The 17,383-nt window shown below is 61.4% G+C and carries 19 protein-coding genes and 2 pseudogenes; 14 read left to right on the plus strand and 7 right to left on the minus strand.

Translation table 11 applies throughout. From position 1 onward, the window contains the following. The 3 genes from WA145_RS03255 to WA145_RS03265 form a co-directional block, all read left to right on the plus strand. Positions 1-1,013: isocitrate lyase (locus WA145_RS03255; protein ID WP_422580194.1), on the plus strand; the 1,013-nt coding region annotated here is incomplete at its 5' end. A gap of 267 nt (positions 1,014-1,280) precedes the next feature. Then, positions 1,281-3,281: a PhoX family protein gene (locus WA145_RS03260; RefSeq protein WP_422580195.1), complete on the plus strand. Its 2,001-nt coding sequence runs from the start codon at positions 1,281-1,283 to the stop codon at positions 3,279-3,281. A gap of 91 nt (positions 3,282-3,372) precedes the next feature. Beyond that, positions 3,373-3,861: a DUF4442 domain-containing protein gene (locus WA145_RS03265; RefSeq protein ID WP_422580196.1), complete on the plus strand. Its 489-nt coding sequence runs from the start codon at positions 3,373-3,375 to the stop codon at positions 3,859-3,861. Between the two features lie 108 nt (positions 3,862-3,969). On the opposite strand, the gene WA145_RS03270 is transcribed toward WA145_RS03265, so the two are convergent. Then, the gene (locus WA145_RS03270; protein ID WP_422580197.1) at positions 3,970-5,289 is read right to left on the minus strand and encodes a Na+/H+ antiporter family protein; all 1,320 of its coding nucleotides are present in this window, start codon (positions 5,287-5,289) and stop codon (positions 3,970-3,972) included. Positions 5,290-5,785: 496 nt separating this feature from the next. Between WA145_RS03270 and WA145_RS03275 the strand changes: the two are divergent. The 3 genes and pseudogenes from WA145_RS03275 to WA145_RS03285 form a co-directional block, all read left to right on the plus strand. Beyond that, positions 5,786-6,853: pseudogene (locus WA145_RS03275) on the plus strand (HAMP domain-containing protein); the annotation flags it as partial. A 342-nt stretch (positions 6,854-7,195) separates the two neighbouring features. Continuing rightward, a pseudogene (locus tag WA145_RS03280) lies at positions 7,196-7,711 on the plus strand (methyl-accepting chemotaxis protein); the annotation flags it as partial. A gap of 112 nt (positions 7,712-7,823) precedes the next feature. Then, positions 7,824-8,420, plus strand: a complete 597-nt coding sequence (locus WA145_RS03285) for an NADPH-dependent FMN reductase (protein WP_422580198.1) — start codon at positions 7,824-7,826, stop codon at positions 8,418-8,420. 27 nt (positions 8,421-8,447) lie between these two features. Here the strand turns inward: WA145_RS03285 and WA145_RS03290 are convergent, their stop codons facing one another. From WA145_RS03290 to WA145_RS03305, 4 genes are read right to left on the minus strand one after another with little or no spacing between them, the layout of a single operon-like run. Further along, positions 8,448-9,767: a sensor histidine kinase gene (locus WA145_RS03290; RefSeq protein ID WP_422580199.1), complete on the minus strand. Its 1,320-nt coding sequence runs from the start codon at positions 9,765-9,767 to the stop codon at positions 8,448-8,450. Continuing rightward, positions 9,764-10,432: a response regulator transcription factor gene (locus tag WA145_RS03295; RefSeq protein ID WP_422580200.1), complete on the minus strand. Its 669-nt coding sequence runs from the start codon at positions 10,430-10,432 to the stop codon at positions 9,764-9,766. The genes WA145_RS03290 and WA145_RS03295 overlap by 4 nt, the downstream gene beginning before the upstream one ends. Beyond that, positions 10,433-10,750, minus strand: coding sequence for a PepSY domain-containing protein (locus WA145_RS03300; protein WP_422580201.1), 318 nt, complete (start codon positions 10,748-10,750; stop codon positions 10,433-10,435). After that, positions 10,750-11,058 (minus strand): PepSY domain-containing protein, encoded by a 309-nt coding sequence (locus WA145_RS03305; protein ID WP_422580202.1) that lies wholly within the window; start codon positions 11,056-11,058, stop codon positions 10,750-10,752. The genes WA145_RS03300 and WA145_RS03305 overlap by 1 nt, the downstream gene beginning before the upstream one ends. Positions 11,059-11,231: 173 nt before the next feature. Here WA145_RS03305 and WA145_RS03310 point away from each other — a divergent pair, with 173 nt between their 5' ends. The 7 genes from WA145_RS03310 to WA145_RS03340 all read left to right on the plus strand — a co-directional run bounded on the left by WA145_RS03310 (position 11,232) and on the right by WA145_RS03340 (position 15,634). After that, entirely contained in the window at positions 11,232-12,311 is a 1,080-nt protein-coding gene (locus tag WA145_RS03310; protein ID WP_422580203.1) for a patatin-like phospholipase family protein, read from the plus strand. 50 nt (positions 12,312-12,361) lie between these two features. Continuing rightward, complete coding sequence (locus WA145_RS03315; protein ID WP_422580204.1) at positions 12,362-13,201, plus strand: hypothetical protein; 840 nt, start codon at positions 12,362-12,364, stop codon at positions 13,199-13,201. Between the two features lie 185 nt (positions 13,202-13,386). Then, positions 13,387-13,656, plus strand: coding sequence for a hypothetical protein (locus WA145_RS03320; RefSeq protein WP_422580205.1), 270 nt, complete (start codon positions 13,387-13,389; stop codon positions 13,654-13,656). 191 nt (positions 13,657-13,847) lie between these two features. Further along, a complete protein-coding gene (locus WA145_RS03325; RefSeq protein WP_422580206.1) occupies positions 13,848-14,075 on the plus strand; it encodes a DUF1272 domain-containing protein in 228 nt (75 codons plus the stop codon). 44 nt (positions 14,076-14,119) lie between these two features. Beyond that, complete coding sequence (locus tag WA145_RS03330; RefSeq protein ID WP_422580207.1) at positions 14,120-14,335, plus strand: DUF2970 domain-containing protein; 216 nt, start codon at positions 14,120-14,122, stop codon at positions 14,333-14,335. 170 nt (positions 14,336-14,505) lie between these two features. After that, positions 14,506-15,072 (plus strand): nicotinamide riboside transporter PnuC, encoded by a 567-nt coding sequence (gene pnuC / locus WA145_RS03335; protein WP_422580208.1) that lies wholly within the window; start codon positions 14,506-14,508, stop codon positions 15,070-15,072. Positions 15,073-15,082: 10 nt separating this feature from the next. Continuing rightward, the gene (locus tag WA145_RS03340; protein ID WP_422580209.1) at positions 15,083-15,634 is read left to right on the plus strand and encodes an AAA family ATPase; all 552 of its coding nucleotides are present in this window, start codon (positions 15,083-15,085) and stop codon (positions 15,632-15,634) included. Here WA145_RS03340 and WA145_RS03345 read toward each other — a convergent pair. Both WA145_RS03345 and WA145_RS03350 read right to left on the minus strand, forming a co-directional pair. Beyond that, on the minus strand, positions 15,602-16,069 hold the full coding sequence (locus WA145_RS03345; protein ID WP_422580210.1) for a DUF3429 domain-containing protein: 468 nt from the start codon (positions 16,067-16,069) through the stop codon (positions 15,602-15,604). The two genes, WA145_RS03340 and WA145_RS03345, sit on opposite strands and share 33 nt — an antisense overlap. A gap of 25 nt (positions 16,070-16,094) precedes the next feature. Next, complete coding sequence (locus WA145_RS03350) at positions 16,095-16,232, minus strand: hypothetical protein (protein WP_422580211.1); 138 nt, start codon at positions 16,230-16,232, stop codon at positions 16,095-16,097. Here WA145_RS03350 and WA145_RS03355 point away from each other — a divergent pair. Beyond that, the coding region (locus tag WA145_RS03355; protein ID WP_422580212.1) for a di-heme-cytochrome C peroxidase at positions 16,231-17,383 on the plus strand (1,153 nt) is incomplete at its 3' end. The genes WA145_RS03350 and WA145_RS03355 overlap by 2 nt on opposite strands.

Here is a 17,383-nt window from a genome sequence, read left to right on the forward strand (position 1 = left end):
CCTACCTGCTGGCCAAGAAGATGATCGAAGCGGGTGCTTGCTGCATCCAGATCGAAAACCAGGTTTCCGACGAGAAGCAGTGCGGCCACCAGGACGGTAAAGTGACCGTTCCTCACGCCGACTTCCTCGCCAAGATCAACGCTGTTCGCTACGCATTCCTCGAGCTGGGCATCGACAACGGCGTGATCGTTGCTCGTACCGACTCCCTGGGTGCCGGCCTGACCAAGCAGATCGCTGTAACCAACACCCCGGGCGACCTGGGCGACCAGTACAACTCCTTCCTCGATTGCGAAGAAGTTTCCCCAGCCGACCTGAAGAACGGCGACGTGGTTCTCAACCGCGAAGGCAAGCTGCTGCGTCCTAAGCGTCTGCCGTCCAACCTGTTCCAGTTCCGTGCTGGCACCGGTGAAGCGCGCTGCGTACTGGACAGCATCACCTCGCTGCAGAACGGCGCTGACATGCTGTGGATCGAAACCGAGAAGCCACACGTCGGCCAGATCGCAGAAATGGTTAACGAAATCCGTAAAACCATCCCGAACGCCAAGCTGGTTTACAACAACAGCCCATCGTTCAACTGGACCCTGAACTTCCGCCAGCAGGTCTACGATGCCTTCGTAGCCGAAGGTAAGGACGTTTCCGCCTACGACCGCACCAAGCTGATGAGCGTCGACTACGACGAAACCGAACTGGCTCAGGTTGCTGACGAGAAGATCCGTACCTTCCAGCGTGACGGTTCTGCTCAGGCTGGTATCTTCCACCACCTGATCACTCTGCCGACTTACCACACCGCCGCGCTGTCCACCGACAACCTGGCCAAAGGGTACTTCGCAGAGCAAGGCATGCTGGCCTACGTGAAAGGCGTTCAGCGCCAGGAGATCCGTCAAGGTATCGCCTGCGTCAAGCACCAGAACATGTCCGGTTCCGACATCGGCGACGCTCACAAAGAGTACTTCGCTGGTGAAGCGGCCCTGAAAGCCGGCGGCAAAGACAACACCATGAACCAGTTCAGCTAAGAACCGGCTCACTCAACCGAGGCCACGATCAAGGTTGAGGGTGTTAAGAAAATCCCAGCAGAAATGCTGGGATTTTTTTATGGCCTGCCATCCATGGCGGCCACCCTTCTGGCCGTCGCTGTGCGACGTTAAAAATGGCTCCCGGCCATTTTTTTGCCCGAAATTCGGCCTTTTCTGGTTTTGTGCGCTTTCGCACAAGCGCTGTCATGATTACGTCAATTTCCTTGGATAGCGTCAGGCATCCGTCGATTAACCCAAGGAGCCTGTATGAGCCTCGATAATGACCAACCCGTGCTGTTCGGCAATGGCGATGAATTGCCCAGTAACGCGTCCGATAACCCGCATATCCATCAGCTGATCGACGGCATCGGCCGTCGGCAAGTGCTGGCCGCCGGCGCCGCGCTCGGCACCCTGGCGTTTCTCGGCAGCGCCCTGCCTGGCGCTGCTGTGGCGGCAGAGCCGGCGGCCCAAGGTCTGGAGAAACTGCGTTTTAAGCCACGCAGCAAACTGCCGTTCACTGCAGTCGCCACCAGCCGTCTTGATGGCATCAGCGTGCCGTCCGGTTACCGCGCCACAACCTTTATCCCCTGGGGTACGCCGATCACCGGTAACTATCCGGCTTACCTGAGCGATGGCAGCAACAGCGCCCAGGATCAGGCCGAGCAACTGGGCATGCATCACGACGGCATGCACTTCTTCCCGATCGACGCGCAGCGCGGCGGCAAGAAAAGCGATCACGGTCTGCTGGTGCTCAACCACGAATACGTCGACGCGCCGTTGCTGCACCCCAGTGGCCCGACGCTGGTGGCCGGTAAACGCAGCAGCGCCGAAGAAGTGCGCAAGGAAATCAACGCCCACGGCGTTTCCGTGGTGGAAATACGCCGTGGTCTGAATGGCGAATGGGCAGTACTGCCGAGCGCCCGAAACCGCCGGATTACCGGGGCCACGCCGATGCAGATCAGCGGCCCGGCGCGCGGCCATGTGCTGCTGAAAACCCGTTACAGCCCACAAGGCACGGCAACGCGCGGCACCCTGAACAATTGTTCACACGGTTTTACGCCCTGGGGCACCTACCTGACCTGCGAAGAGAACTGGGCCGGCTACTTTGCCAGCCGCGACAGTGATCTGCCACGCGAGCTGAGCCGCTATGGCCTGCGCAGCAGCAGCCGCTACGGCTGGGATCACCTCAAGGGGGATGAGTTCGAGCGTTTCGATGCCACGCGCCTTACCACCACCGCCAGCGCGGACTATCGCAACGAGCCGAATCACTTTGGCTGGATTGTCGAAATCGACCCGTTCGCGCCGGAATCCGTGCCCATCAAACGCACGGCGCTCGGCCGTTTCGCCCATGAGGGCCTGGTATTCGCACCGGTGAAATCAGGCCGCCCGGTAGTGTGCTACTCCGGCGACGATTCGCAGAACGAGTACATCTACAAATACGTCAGCCGCGACAAGTACCGCCCAGGGCGCAGCAATGGCCGATTGCTGGATGAAGGCACCCTCTTCGTTGCGCGCTTCGATGCCAGCGGCAAAGGTGAATGGCTGGCGCTGGATATCCACGACAAGACGTTCCAGAAAGCCTGCAAGGCCGCTGGAGTAAGTTTTGCCGACCAGGGCGAGGTGTTGATCAATACCCGCCTGGCCGCTGACGTGGTCGGCGCCACCAAGATGGACCGGCCGGAATGGGGCGCAGTCAATCCGGACAACGGCGAGGTGTACTTCACCCTGACCAACAACAGCGCCCGGACCAGCGCCGATGCCGCCAACCCACGTCCAGCCAACGCCTTCGGCCATATCATTCGCTGGCGCGAATTGAGCAAGGATTACGCCGGACGGCAGTTTGCCTGGAGCCTGTTTATGCTGGCCGGACCGGAGACCGACAGCGTCGGCCCGAATGGCCAACCGCTGACCGCCGATAATCGCCTGGCCAGCCCCGACGGGCTGTGGTTCGACGAAGAAGGCCGCCTGTGGATTCAGACCGACATGAGCGGCAGCCAATTGAACAGCGGCCCGTTCGGCAACAACCAGATGCTGGTGGCCGAGCCGCGGACCGGTGAGCTGAAGCGTTTCCTGGTGGGGCCTGTGGGCGCCGAGGTGACCGGCATTAGCGCCACCCCGGACTTCCGCACCCTGTTCGTCAATATCCAGCACCCGGGTGAAGGCTCAACGGCGACTAACCTGCTCAGCACCTGGCCCGACGGCTCTGGTCAGCGTCCACGCTCGGCCACGGTGATCATCACCCGCGAAGACGGCCGCCGGCTGCTGTAACCCACGGGCAATAACCTGACCGGCCAGCCCTGGCCGGTCACATTTCGCTGTGACAGACTCATGCCCTTCCCTCTGCGCAAAGAGCATCTGCATGTCCAGCAACCGCTTGAGTCGTATCGTCGGCAAAATCCAGCAACTGCCCAGCGCCCTGCAAAGCCCGGCGCTGTCGCTGCTGTTTGGCTCCCAGGTAAAGTTTGCCGGCACCGCCAAGGTGCGCGTGCATACGCTGACCCAGCAGCAGGCGGTGATGAGCATCGCCAACACGCGCAAGGTGCAGAACCACATCAAAGGCGTGCATGCCGCCGCCATGGCGCTGCTAGCCGAATCCGCCACGGGTTTTCTGGTCGGCATGAACGTGCCCGATGACAAGCTGCCGCTGATCAAAAGCCTCAAGGTCGACTACCTCAAGCGCGCCAGCGGCAGCCTGCGCGCCGTGGCAAGCCTGACGCCCGAGCAGATTCAGGCCATTCATACCGAGGAAAAAGGCGAAGTGCTGGTTGCCGTGACCGTGACCGATGAAGCCGGCATCCAGCCGATTCAGTGCGAAATGCTTTGGGCCTGGGTGAGTAAGAAGCGCTGATAACCGGCCTAGGATCTGCTGCGCGCGCTGCATTGTTTTGCTAAGTGAACGCGCCGCTTGTCGATGAATCGACGCCAATAGGGGCCTGCAAGGCCCCGAGCGCCCCGGTCAAATCAGCATGGCGGCTGCCCAACCGAATACCAGCAACGGCAGGTTGTAGTGCAGGAAAGTCGGCACCACGCTGTCCCAGATATGGTTGTGCTGGCCGTCGACGTTGAGCCCGGCGGTTGGACCAAGAGTCGAATCGGAGGCCGGCGAGCCGGCATCACCCAGCGCGCCGGCGGTGCCGACGATGCACAGAATGGCCAGCGGGCTGAAGCCCAGTTGCAGCCCCAGCGGTACGAAGATCGCCGCGATAATCGGTACGGTGGAGAACGACGAACCGATGCCCATGGTCACCAGCAGGCCGACCAGCAGCATCAGCAGCGCACCGAGGGCCTTGTCGTGGCCGATCAATGCGGCGGAACTGTCGACCAGGCTTTTCACCTCGCCGGTGGCCTTCATCACTTCGGCAAACCCGGCGGCGGCAATCATGATAAAGCCGATCATCGCCATCATCTTCATGCCTTCGGTAAACAGGCCATCGGCCTCTTTCCAGCGCACCACGCCAGACACCGAGAAGATGATAAAGCCGACCAGGGCGCCGACGATCATCGAGTCCAGCCACAGCTGCACAACAAACGCCGCGACAATCGCCACGCCCGCCACCAGCAGGCTCAGTGGGTTGTAGGCAACATCCACGCGCTCGACCTGTTCGATCTTGCTCAGGTCGTACACACGCTTTTTGCGGTAGCTGAACAGCACTGCCACCAGCAAGCCGAACAGCATGCCCAGTGCCGGAATCGCCATGGCCTGGGTCACGTCCAGGCCGCGGGTGTCGACGCCGCCGCTGGCAACATTGGCCAGCAGAATGTCATTCAAGAAGATTCCACCAAAACCCACCGGCAGAAACATATAGGGGGTAATCAGGCCGAAGGTCAGCACGCAGGCAATCAAGCGGCGGTCGAGCTGCAGCTTGCTCAATACATACAGCAGCGGCGGCACCAGCAGCGGGATAAAAGCGATGTGAATCGGCAGGATATTCTGCGAGGCAATCGCCACCACCAGCAGCAAACCGATCAGCAACCACTTGAGCAGGCCGGCACCCTTGGCGTCCTGCTTGCCCACCATGGCCAGGGCCTTGTCTGCCAACGCGTGAGCCAGGCCGGATTTGGCAATCGCCACGGCAAACGCGCCGAGCAAGGCATAGGACAACGCCACTGTCGCCCCGCCGCCCAGGCCCTTGTTAAAGGCCGCCAGCGAACCTTCAATCCCCAGGCCACCGAGCAGGCCGCCAGCCAAGGCGCCGACGATCAGGGCGACCACCACATGTACACGGCACAGGCTGAGAATCAGCATGATCCCCACTGCCGCAACGACTGCGTTCATCGAATTACTCCCGCAATTTAAGTAAGTCCGCGAAGGTTTCGACCTTCTCTGGATGCTGCGCCGGCTCGGCGAAGGGCGCGTACTCTGCACAATGCTGACTGACCTGTCAAAATGCCCGTAAATTATTCTGTACAAGGCGTTGCTAATTTCGCTTACCCTGCCATTCCAAGGCGCCGCTGGCCTGCAATTTGCTCTGCTTTACTTAACCTGAAACTTAAAGAAAAGCGCCTAAGCGCCGATAGGCGCTCTAAGCCTCCGCCATAAAAAGGTCCTGAAAATGCTGTTCAGCCGACTCTCCATCCAGTTGAAGATCACCCTACTGGCAGGCCTGTGCTTGCTGGCCATTGTTGCCGTGCTGGTTTGCGCCTCGGTCATTCAGGCCTCGCGCAGCGCCAGTCTGGTCAAGCAGGCCAGCTCGGCCATGCTGCAGGAGTCCGCACAGCTGCGCATGTCGGCACGCGGCGAGTCTCAGGCCCTGCAGATCCAACGCTACTTTATGGACGCCCACCAATACGGGCGGGGCGCGGCCAGCCAGGTGCTGTTTATCCGCGAACAGGCGGAAAAACGCTTTCTTGATGCCTTCGACCTGCGCGAAGACCTGACCCGCCAGGTGCGCAGCGCACTGGAGGCCAATCGCAGCCTGTTGGGTATCTATGTAGCGTTCGAGCCCAACGCCCTGGATGGCAAGGACGAGTTGTTTACCGACCAGGCCAACCTGGGTAGCAATGACAAGGGCCGCTATTCGATCTACTGGGCACAGGGTCAAGACGGCGAACTCAGCTCCGAGTCCATGACCGAAGAAAATCTCAATGACACCACCCCCGGCCTCAGCGGAGCACCCTATAACGCCTGGTACAGCTGCCCGCTACAGCAGAAAAAGGTCTGCCTGCTCGACCCCTATATCGACGAGGCTGACGGGGTGAAAACCCTGATGACCAGCATCGCCTTCCCCTTGATCCAGAACGACAAGGTAATTGGTGTGCTGGGCGTGGATCTCAGCCTGGCCAGCCTGCAGGAACTCAGCAACAGCGCACACCAGGGCCTGTTCGACGGCGCCGGGCATGTCAGCATCATCAGCCCCGCTGGCCTGCTCGCCGGCCATAGCCGCGACAGCAGCCTGTTGGGCGGCAAACTGGAAAAAGCCTTTACCAACCAACACCGCGAGATACTCACCCTGGTAGCGAGCAGACGCCCGGAAACCCTGCAACACGACGGAGCGTTACAGGTGCTGCAACCGCTGCTGCCGATTCCCGAATCGCAACCCTGGGGCGTGTTGATGGAGGTGCCGGAGAAAGTCCTGCTGGAACCAGCCACCCGCCTGGAAGCGCAAATGGATGCAATGGGTACGCGCAGCACGGCGGTGTCCCTGGGCCTCGGCCTGGCGGCCGGGGTAGTGGGTATTCTGCTGATCTGGCTGACGGCCTTGGGCGTGACCCGGCCGATTCTCGGTGTCGCAGCCATGCTGAAGAATATTGCCAGCGGTGAAGGCGATCTGACCCGCCGCCTGGAATACGCCAAACAGGATGAACTCGGCGAGTTGGCCAGCTGGTTCAACCGTTTCCTCGACAAGCTGCAACCGGTCATTGCCGACGTGAAACGCAGCGTGCAGGATGCCCGCAGCACCGCCGACCAGTCCGCGCTGATCGCCAGCCAGACCAGCAGCGGCATGCAGCAACAGTTCCGCGAAGTCGATCAGGTGGCCACCGCGTTCCAGGAGATGAGCGCCACCGCCCAGGATGTTGCGCACAACGCCGCTCAGGCTGCGGAAGCCGCGCGCACCGCCGACCAGGCCAGCCGCGAAGGCCTGAGCGTGATCGGCAAGACCACCTCGACCATCGAACTGCTGGCCAAGGAAATGAACGTGGCCATGCAGGAAGTCGAAGGCCTGGCCAACAGCAGCGAGAAGATCGGCTCGGTGCTGGAGGTGATCCGCTCAATTGCCGAGCAGACCAACCTGCTGGCCCTCAACGCCGCCATCGAAGCGGCCCGCGCCGGGGAAGCCGGGCGTGGCTTTGCCGTGGTGGCCGATGAGGTGCGCAACCTGGCCAAGCGTACCCAGGATTCGGTGGAGGAAATCCGCCAAGTGATCGAAGGTCTGCAAAACGGCACCAAGGAAGTGGTCAGCACCATGCACAGCAGCCATCGTCAGGCCCAGGGCAGCGTCGAGCAGGTGGAGCAGGCGGTGGCCGTGCTGCAACGCATCAGTCAGGCGGTCAGCGTGATCACCGACATGAACCTGCAGATCGCCAGCGCCGCCGAAGAGCAGAGCTCGGTGGCCGAGGAGATCAACCGCAACGTGGCCTCGATCCGCGATGTCACCGAATCGATTTCCGCCCAGGCCGATGAGTCGGCCAAAATCAGCCAAGGCCTGAACAAATTGGCCAACCACCAGCAGAGCCTGATGGACCAGTTCCGCGTCTAACGAACATGGCACCATCGGACCGCCACTCTGGCGGCTGCTTCCTTGTGACGCAGGCTAGCAATCGTTAGCCTGCGTTTTTTCATTTACGACTTATCAATAAACGAGGTGCACGATGCTCAATATCGCTCTGGTGGCCGGTTCCAGCCGCAGTAACAGCCAATCGGGCAAGGTTGCCCGCTTCTTGCGCCAGCGTCTGATTCAGTTGGGCCACACCGATAATGCGCAAAGCAATGTGATTGACCTGGGCCTCGCCCCGCTGCCGCTGTGGCCCGCCGACGACACCGGCCCCTGGGGGCTGTACAGCAAACAACTGGCGGCCGCCGATGCGGTGCTGATCATCGCCCCGGAGTGGAATGGCATGGCCTGCCCGGCGATCAAAAACTTCTTTATCTACGCCAGCAAGGCCGAGCTGGCGCACAAGCCGGGGCTGCTGGTGGGGGTATCGGCGGGGGTTGGCGGGGCTTACCCGATCAGCGAGTTGCGCGCCTCCAGCTACAAGAACTGCCGGCTCTGCTACCTGCCTGAGCACCTGATCGTGCGCGGCGTCGAGAAGGTGCTAAACACCCCAGAGCCGAGCAGCGAAGACGATCAGCGCCTGCATGCACGCATCGACTATGCGCTGGATATTCTGCACAAGTACGCCGAAGCCCTGCGCCCGGTGCGCGCCAGTATCGACATGAGTCATCCGGCATTTGCCAACGGCATGTAAGCCTTGCGGTGGACCTACCTGATGAACTCAGCTGCGCTGCAGCGGCAAGCTGACCATGACACGCAAGCCACCCAGGGGGCTATCCGCCAGCTGCAAACGCCCTGCCCAGGCATCGACGATATCGCGCACGATGCCCAGGCCCAGGCCATGCCCGGCCACCTGTTCGTCCAGGCGGCTGCCACGGCTGAGCACCTCGTCGCGCTGCGCGGCGTCGATGCCTGGACCATCGTCATCAATGCTTAGTTGATAGGCCTCTGCCGCCTTGCAAATTTGCAGCTGCACCTGGCTGTCGGCCCACTTGCAGGCGTTATCCAGCAGGTTGCCGAGCAGCTCCAGCAGGTCTTCGCGGTCCCAGGGCAAGCGCAAACCAGGCTCAGCCTGCCAATCCAGCTGCAGGTGGTGGCCATGGATCATCGCCAGGGTCGAGAACAGCTGCGGCAGTTCACTGGCGCAGTCGAAATGCGCGCCCGGCAAGGCTTCGCCGGCTAAACGGGCGCGGCCCAGTTCGCGGGCAATACGCTGCTCGATCTGTTGCAGCTGACCATTCAGGCTCTCGCGCAGCTGCGGCAACTGCTTGAGTTCTTCCCGGCTGGCCAGGCTGACCAGCACCGCCAGCGGCGTTTTCAACGCATGGCCGAGGTTGCCCAGGGCATTGCGTGAGCGCTTGAGGGTATCTGCGGTATGCGCCAACAGGTGGTTGATCTGCGCTACCAGCGGTTCCAGCTCCAGCGGCACTTGTTGGTCCAGTTGGCTGCGCTGGCCTTGCTGCAACTGCATCAGCTGCCGGCGGGCCTGCTCCAGCGGGCGCAACGCACGCGTGACGAGTAACCGCTGCAACAACAGAATCAGCACCAGGGCGCCACCACCCAGGCCCAGAACAACTTGCTGCACCTGAGTGAAACTCCTGAGTATCGGCGTGTAGTCACGCGCCACATGAATCACGATGGGCTGGCCGTAGCGCTGATAGTCGGCGCGGTACACCAGCCACTGCTGGCCTTGTGGTCCGTCGCCCAGTGCATCCTGCAGGCCAGCGTCTGCTGCCGGACTCAGCTCACGGTCCCAGAGTGAACGCGAGCGCCAGCTCTGTTCGCCTAGGTCAATACGGAAATACAAGCCCGAATAAGGCCGTTTGAACGCGGCACTCAGGCGCCGCTCATCCAGTTGCAAGCCATTGGGACCACGCACAATCGCACCGAGCAGGGTCTGGGTTTCATCCTGCAGGGTTGTCTGCAGGTAACTGCGCAGGCTGCGGTCGAACAACCAGAGGCTGCTTTGCGCCAGCAGCAGGCCGATAGTCAGCAATACGCTGATCAGGCCCAGGCTCAAACGCCGCTGAATCGACCTCAAGCAGCATCCCCGCTAAAGCGATAACCCTGGCCGCGGCGGGTTTCGATAATCTCGCGGCCCAGCTTGCGCCGCAGGTGGTTGACGTGCACCTCGATCACATTCGAGTCGCGTTCACTCTCGCCGTCATACAGGTGCTCAGCCAGGTGGCTCTTCGACAGCAACTGCCCGGCATGCAGCATGAAATAACGCAGCAGGCGGAACTCGGCGGCAGTCAGTTGCACCTCTGCGCCATTGCGCTGCACCGATTGCCGGCTTTCATCCAGCTGCAGACCCGCGGCTTCCAGTTGTGGCTGGTTGGCCAAGCCATGGGCGCGGCGCAGCAGTGACTGGATGCGCAGTTGCAGCTCTTCCGGGTGAAAGGGTTTACTCAGGTAATCATCCGCACCCGCCTTGAGCCCCTCAATACGTTCGGCCCAGGAGCCGCGTGCGGTAAGGATCAACACCGGCGTGGTCAGACCACCGCTACGCCATTCCTGCAACACCTCAAGCCCCGATTTGCCAGGCAAGCCGAGGTCGAGAATGATCAGGTCATAGGGTTCACTCGCCCCCTGGTAGGCAGCATCCCGGCCATCGGCCAACCAGTCCAGCGCATAGCCCTGGCGAGTCAGGCCGGCCAGCAGCTCATCGGCCAGGGGCACATGGTCTTCAACCAGCAGTAGGCGCATTCAGTCTTCCACCTCGTCCTTGAGCACTTCGCCGGTGCTGGCGTGCAATTCCAGCTCGCGCACGATGCCCTGTTCAGTCACCAGTTCGACTTCGTAGACCAGTACGCCATCCTCTTCCTCCAGCTCGACTTCCAGCAACACCGCTCCGGGATGAGGCTGCAAGGCCATCTGCAACAACTGCTCAAGGGGCATGATCAGCCCCTCGCGGCGCAGACGTAATGCTTCATCCTGATCCAGGTCGCGCGCGCTGCTGCTGAATGTCAGCGTCAGCAGCAGGCCGGCCAGGAGTGCGCGGGCAAGCCAAGCGGTGGTGTTCATCAATCGTCCCGTTGGTTCTTCAGGATTTGCGCATTAGTGGCATCCAGCTCGACGTCCCATTGCATACCCTGGGCGTCGCGCACTTCAACCTGGTAGATATAGCGGCCGTACTCTTCTTCCAACTCGGTATCTTCGGTCTTGCTGCCGGGGTGCAGCGCCAAGGCTGCGGCGTTGAGCTGTTCGAAGGACAGGATGGTACCGGCGTCGCGCAGTTGCAGGGCTTCATCCGGGCCCAGGTCACGGGCTTGAGCCAAACCGGCCGTCAGGGCCAGGGCAACAGCGGCCAAACCGGCAGTCAGTATGTTCATCTTCAAGTTCCTTGTGGCGGTGGCTTTCGATGGAGTCCAAGTTACTGCACACGACTTAACTCAAACTGAATGTGGGTAAGGCCGGGGCCAAACCCCCATCATTCACGTGCTGAAGTCGCTTTGTTTGGCCGCTTAGCGCTCTATAATCGCCGCCTTGCGCGATGGAGACCAGCATGAGTGCGATATTAATCAAGTCCCCTGCCTTGACCATTAAAGCCGGCAAACGCGCCCTCGCGCGGATTCGCGAGCACGGTCTGCAACCGGCGGATGTCGGCATACTGCCGGGTGCTGCAGGCGGCCCGAAGGCGTTGGGGATTCAGGGGCTGGATCTGGCGTTGTTCGGCGATTGGCTGCAGCGCGCGCCTCGCGAGCGTTCGCTGATCGGCGCGTCCATCGGTTCCTGGCGCTTCGCCAGCGCCTGTTTGCCGGATGCGGCAGCCGGCCTGCGTCGCCTCGGGGAGCTGTATACCTCGCAGCGCTTTGCCAAAGGCGTAAGCATGGCGCAGGTGTCGAACAGCTGCAGCCTGATGCTCGACCAGCTGCTGGGCAATGACAGCGATAGCATCCTCAGCAACCCGCATTACCGCCTGAACATTGTCGTGGTGAAAAGCCACGGCCTGCTCCAGCACGATCATCGCGGCGCACTCGGCCTGGGCTTGTCTTCGGTGATTGGCAGCAACCTGCTCGGTCGCCCACGCCTGGCCAAGCACTTTGAGCGGGTGATCCTGCATGATGCCCGCCTGGCGCCGCCGCTGGGTGCGCTCAGCGACTTCCCCTCGCGCTACCTGCAGCTCGACAGCGGCAATCTGCGCCATGCATTGCTGGCCTCCGGCTCCATCCCGATGATCATGCAGGGTGTACGCGATATTCCCGGCGCCGGGCCCGGCACCTATCGCGATGGCGGCCTGCTCGACTATCACCTCGACCTGCCCTACAGCGGCGAAGATATCGTGCTCTACCCGCACTTCACCGATAAGGTCATCCCCGGCTGGTTCGACAAGGGCATGCCCTGGCGTCGCGGTGATGGCGGACGCCTGCAGGATGTGTTGCTGCTGGCGCCCTCACGTGACTACCTGGCGCGCCTGCCCCATGGCAAACTCCCCGACCGCAAGGACTTCAGTCGTTACCTGGGCGATGATGCCGGCCGCGAACGCTATTGGCGCACAGCCATGAGCGAGAGCCAGCGGCTTGGTGATGAGTTTCTCGAACTGGTCGACAGTGGCCGCCTCGGCGAGCGCCTGCAGCCACTGTAACGACTGACGCCGGCGGAATACCCCAGACAGCATGACCAAGGATCGGCAGGATGAAACTCGCAGTCGCCATTATCCACGGCATCGGCACGCAACCCGACCTGCGTGACGATGAGGGCCAGCACGCCTTTGCCCAGAGCCTGATCGCCGGGTTGCGCCAACGCCTCGGCGCTGACGCCGACCAGGTGGCCTTTCAGACGCTGTACTGGGCCAGCGTGCTGGATAAGCGGCAACTAGCCTTTCTCGACAAATTGCGTGACCAGCCAGTGCGCTGGCGCTGGTTGCGGCGCATCGTCACGCTGTTTCTCGGTGATGCCAGCGGTTATCGCAAAGTCAGCCAGGCCTACGACACCACCTACGAAGAAGTCCATCAGTGCCTGCGCAGCGGCCTCAATGCCTTGCGCGCCAAGGTCGATGCCGATACGCCGCTGGTGGTGCTGGCGCACTCACTGGGCGGGCATATCTTCTCCAACTTCGTCTGGGATCAGCAGCGCATCAACCAGGCTGAGGAGTGCCCGCTGGATCCCTTTCTGGCCCTGGAAACCCTCAGTGGGCTGATCACCTTCGGCTGCAATATCCCGCTGTTCACCTTTGCCTATGATCCGGTCGTGCCGATCCGCTTCCCCGGTCACTGCCTGACCGATGCGGTGACCGAGCAGGCGCGCTGGCTCAACCTCTATGCACCCGCCGACCCGCTGGGCTATCCGCTGCGCCCCCTGCCCGAATACGCTGCGGTGGTCGCCGAAGACCGCGCCATGCCAGTGGGTCCCTGGTACAAGCGCTATACCCCGCTGAGCCACCTGGGCTATTGGGATGACCGTGGTTTTCAGCGCTATATCGCCCGCTATCTGCAGCAGTTGCTGGCGGTCTGCACAGGCTCTGAGAGGGAATAACCTCTCTGCCTCGCCCTGTTTCTCGGCTTACCCGATTAAAACTGTGATTAATCGGACATTTCCTTGCATTTTTTCGCCGACATGTGACTTAACGGTCAGCTTCGGTCATCAACAGCTATGACTGGCAAGCGTGAGTCCACCGTTTGCCCTTGTGTATTTGGGATCACCCCGGAGAAACCGACCCCATGAACGCACCGCTGCGTTTTAACGAAGCCCTGCTGATTGCCGACCGCGCCTTTCAACCGTTCCAATGCGTCGCCTGGGCCCCGCAAGATGGCACTGGCAACCTCAGCCTGAGTGTGATCGACCGGACCAGCACCCGCCTGCTCGGCCGCACACAACTGTCCAGCAGCATCTACAGCGACCCGGCGCTACTGGCCGATGTGCTCAAGCAGTCCCGTGAGCAGCTCAGTCAGCAAGGTTTCGCCCTGGAGCCATGGAGCATGCCGGAGTAATCGGCTGCTGCAACAAGGGCTCTGAGCTGCCAATCGGCCCCTCCATCAGAGCCCTTCATCCGCCACCTTTTTTATGTATTACCTCGCCACACGGCATTTATAGCCGTTGCAGCTGCGCTGACAGCAGTGCTTTGCTGTGCCTGCGCATTAGCGCTTATGCTCAGTAGACAACCCGCTACGAGACGCCTGCCATGCTGCAACTACGTCCTAACTGCGAATGCTGTGACCGTGATCTGCCGGCTGACACGCTTGACGCAGTGATCTGCTCATTTGAGTGCACCTTCTGCCGCGAGTGCGCGCAAGCCACGCTGCAGGGCACCTGCCCGAACTGTGCTGGAGAGTTGCTGCAGCGGCCGCGCCGTCCGGCAGCCAAACTGTTGCAGTACCCGGCCTCCACTGAGCGCGTCAACAAGTCCTGAGACCAGACATTGCGAGCCATCCCGGTAGACAGGAGAGCGACCCGATGAGCGACGAAGAAAACAAACCACTGACCCTATGGGAAATGCTGCAAAGCGTGTTGAGCGCAGCGCTCGGTGTGCAAAGCGGCAAGAACCGCGCGCGGGACTTTTCCCGTGGCAAGCCCAGCCACTTCATCATTCTTGGTGTGCTGTTCACGGCCGTGTTTGTGCTGGTGATCTTCGGCATCGTCAAGCTGGTACTGCACCTGGCAGGCGTCTGACTGACTGCAGCAGGGCCTGGATGGCAAACCGGTAATCCTTGATCTGCGGTTGGTACACAACGCCACGTGCGACCAATACCAGCCCGACCTGCGTGGCCGGGCAACCAAGACGGCGCACGGCACAATCGCTACAATCGCCAGCCATTCCCGCCCTCGCTCATCGGTATTTTATGTCGCCCCTGGAAATCATCGCTTCCGCCCTTGGCGTCTGGGCCGTTTGGCTGACCGTGCGGCAAAACCGTTGGTGCTGGCCGCTGGGTTTGCTGATGGTGCTGATGTACGCCTGGATCTTCTATGACGGCAAGCTGTACTCGAACATGCTGCTGCAAGGCGTGTATGCCGTGCTGCAAGGCTACGGCTGGTGGCAATGGACGCGCGGCGGCAGCAGCCATAGCGGCGTGCAGGTCAGCCGGCTTAGCCAGCAAGGCATAGTGATCAGCCTAGCCATAGGTGCAGTGGGGGCACTGGCGCTCGGTTATCTGATGGCCACCTTCACCGACGCTGCCGCGCCCTGGCAGGATGCGACGCTGAGCGCGTTCAGCCTGGTGGCCCAGGTGTGGATGGCGCAGAAACGGGTTGAGTGCTGGCCGCTGTGGATTGTCCTCGATCTGCTGTTTGTTGGCCTGTTTGTGCAGCAGGGCCTGTACCCGACGGCGGCACTCTATGGACTGTTTACCCTGCTGGCGGTCAACGGCTGGCTGACCTGGCGGCGTGATCGCGCGCTGGTCAATGCATGAAGGCCCGGGCATGAAGGTACTGGTGCTCACCGGCCCGGAATCCAGCGGCAAAAGCTGGCTGGCCGGGCATATCCAGGCGAACTTCGGTGGGATGCTGGTTGGCGAATATGTGCGGCACTTTATTGAACGTGAGCAGCGTGACACCTGCTACGCCGATATCAGCGCCATCGCCAAGGGCCAGCTGGCCTGGGAAGACCAGGCCCGGGCAGCGCGCCCCGCGTTGCTGATCCTCGACACGCATTTACTGAGCAATATGCTCTGGAGCCGCGAACTGTTTGGCGACTGCCCTGCCTGGATCGAGCAAGCCCTACTCGAACGCGACTACCACCTGCACCTGCTGCTCGACCCGGTCGATGTACCCTGGGTCGATGATGGTCAACGCTGCCAACCTGAGCTGACCCAGCGCCTGGCGTTTTACCAACAATGCGAACACTGGCTACGGCTTCACCAACAGCCGCTGCAGTGCATTCAGGGCGTCTGGACGCAGCGCCGTGAGCAGACGCTGGCAACCGTGGCGCACTGGCTCAACTCAACGCAGCAGCACACTGGCCCAGGCCAGTAGCAGGCTCAGGCAGACGATAATCGTCAGCGGCCGACGCAGGCTGGGATACCACTGCGGGGCCAAGCCCAGTTTCACCGCCCGTAGATCGGCCGCATACAAGCCGCCAAACGCCAGCAAACACATGGGCAAGGCCAAGCTGGTCGGCATGCCACTGCTGATTGCCAGCCAGCCCAACAATGGCGGCACCACCGACAGCCCCAACTGTATCTGCGCAGGCTCGCTGGCATCTTCCGCACGCATGGCCAGGCCCCAGTGAATCGCCCCCATAAAGGCCAGGATGACTGCTGCATAGTCAAGCAGGGCCGCCAGAACCCACACTCGCCAACCCTCTGGGGTCACCCAGATGCCCAATGCCCCCGTCACGAAAGGCACCAGACCAGCGTAGCCCAGTAAAACTGCCAATTTCGGCGGCTGCGGCGCGTCAAATGGATGCATGCATTCACTCCTGTTGATTAATCCGTCATAAACCGCACTGTAAAGCCATCTTCTGACCTAAATGAAGACTATTTCCTGGTTTTCGCAGTAATGGCTGCTTGCCATCGGCTACTGCAATAGGCATAAAAACAACAAATAAAAAACGCCACAAGGAAGTCTCCATGCGCATCCTCCGCCGGGCCCTGTATGGGCTTCTGTTATTGCTGGTTGTCGGGCTGCTAATCGCCCTGTATTTCATCGCCAACCCCAACCTGCCGGTCTACCAACAGCCCGACACGCTGCACTACCTCGATCAGTGGTCGGCAGAAGAACGCCAGACCTACTACTACACCCCTCAGGGTACCCAGGTGAAAGGCCTGCGTTATGAGTGGTTCGGCGCTCTGGAGCTGCCGTTCAGCAGCAGTAAGTTCGCCACCCCGGATTATCTGGCGCGTTTCGGCTTCCTCGTCGATCCCGCGCAACAGCCCACGCCGCTGAACCCCGGCAACCTGCCAGTCGGTTTTGCCCGACATGCCGATGCGCAAAGCGGCGAACATTACCTGGATATCAGCTGCGCCGCCTGCCACACCGGCGAGCTGCGCTATAAGGGCCAGGCCGTGCGCATTGACGGCGGCGCGGCGCTGCATTCGCTGGCGTCCACCGTACCCACCGTACGCGGCGGCAGCTTTGGCCAGGCGCTCGGCATGAGCATGGCCTTCACCTATTACAACCCACTGAAATTCCGCCGCTTCGCCAAACAGGTGCTCGGTGATGAATACAGCAGCCAAAAAGCGCAACTGCGCCGCGACTTCAAGGTGGTACTCGACCGCCTGCTGGGCACCGCGTTCAATGACTGGCACCGCGGCCTCTACCCAACGGAGGAAGGCTTTGGCCGTACCGATGCCTTCGGCCGGATTGCCAACAGTGTATTCGGTGATGCCATCGACCCGAGCAATTACCGAGTCGCCAATGCCCCGGTGAGTTACCCGCAGGTCTGGGATATCTGGAAATTCGACTGGGTGCAGTGGAACGGTTCGGCCATGCAGCCTATGGCCCGCAACGTCGGCGAAGCCCTGGGGGTTGGCGCAACCCTGCGTTTGCTGAATACCGACGGCCACCCGGTGGCCGAAACCGAGCGCTATGCCTCCAGCGTGCGTTTGCGTGACCTGTTCACCCTGGAAGAAACCCTCAAACGACTGCAACCGCCCACCTGGCCGGAGGAGGTATTCGGCAAAGTCGATCTACCCCTGGCCAGCCGTGGCCGCGCGCTGTTTAGCGAAAACTGCGCCTACTGCCACGCCCCCGACCCGAAAAAGCCCGAGGACAGCTTTGCCC

Origin of the sequence: Pseudomonas sp., assembly GCF_049301935.1 — a bacterium.
GTDB lineage: Bacteria > Pseudomonadota > Gammaproteobacteria > Pseudomonadales > Pseudomonadaceae > Aquipseudomonas.

Excerpts from the sequence above, each read along its gene's own strand:
- WA145_RS03260 (WP_422580195.1), top strand. The coding sequence starts at position 1,281 with ATGAGCCTCGATAATGACCAACCCGTGCTGTTCGGCAATGGCGATGAA.
- WA145_RS03265 (WP_422580196.1), top strand. The coding sequence starts at position 3,373 with ATGTCCAGCAACCGCTTGAGTCGTATCGTCGGCAAAATCCAGCAACTG.
- WA145_RS03270 (WP_422580197.1), bottom strand. The coding sequence starts at position 5,289 with ATGAACGCAGTCGTTGCGGCAGTGGGGATCATGCTGATTCTCAGCCTG.
- WA145_RS03285 (WP_422580198.1), top strand. The coding sequence starts at position 7,824 with ATGCTCAATATCGCTCTGGTGGCCGGTTCCAGCCGCAGTAACAGCCAA.
- WA145_RS03295 (WP_422580200.1), bottom strand. The coding sequence starts at position 10,432 with ATGCGCCTACTGCTGGTTGAAGACCATGTGCCCCTGGCCGATGAGCTG.
- WA145_RS03300 (WP_422580201.1), bottom strand. The coding sequence starts at position 10,750 with ATGAACACCACCGCTTGGCTTGCCCGCGCACTCCTGGCCGGCCTGCTG.
- WA145_RS03305 (WP_422580202.1), bottom strand. The coding sequence starts at position 11,058 with ATGAACATACTGACTGCCGGTTTGGCCGCTGTTGCCCTGGCCCTGACG.
- WA145_RS03310 (WP_422580203.1), top strand. The coding sequence starts at position 11,232 with ATGAGTGCGATATTAATCAAGTCCCCTGCCTTGACCATTAAAGCCGGC.
- WA145_RS03315 (WP_422580204.1), top strand. The coding sequence starts at position 12,362 with ATGAAACTCGCAGTCGCCATTATCCACGGCATCGGCACGCAACCCGAC.
- WA145_RS03320 (WP_422580205.1), top strand. The coding sequence starts at position 13,387 with ATGAACGCACCGCTGCGTTTTAACGAAGCCCTGCTGATTGCCGACCGC.
- WA145_RS03325 (WP_422580206.1), top strand. The coding sequence starts at position 13,848 with ATGCTGCAACTACGTCCTAACTGCGAATGCTGTGACCGTGATCTGCCG.
- WA145_RS03330 (WP_422580207.1), top strand. The coding sequence starts at position 14,120 with ATGAGCGACGAAGAAAACAAACCACTGACCCTATGGGAAATGCTGCAA.
- pnuC (WP_422580208.1), top strand. The coding sequence starts at position 14,506 with ATGTCGCCCCTGGAAATCATCGCTTCCGCCCTTGGCGTCTGGGCCGTT.
- WA145_RS03340 (WP_422580209.1), top strand. The coding sequence starts at position 15,083 with ATGAAGGTACTGGTGCTCACCGGCCCGGAATCCAGCGGCAAAAGCTGG.
- WA145_RS03345 (WP_422580210.1), bottom strand. The coding sequence starts at position 16,069 with ATGCATCCATTTGACGCGCCGCAGCCGCCGAAATTGGCAGTTTTACTG.
- WA145_RS03350 (WP_422580211.1), bottom strand. The coding sequence starts at position 16,232 with ATGGAGACTTCCTTGTGGCGTTTTTTATTTGTTGTTTTTATGCCTATT.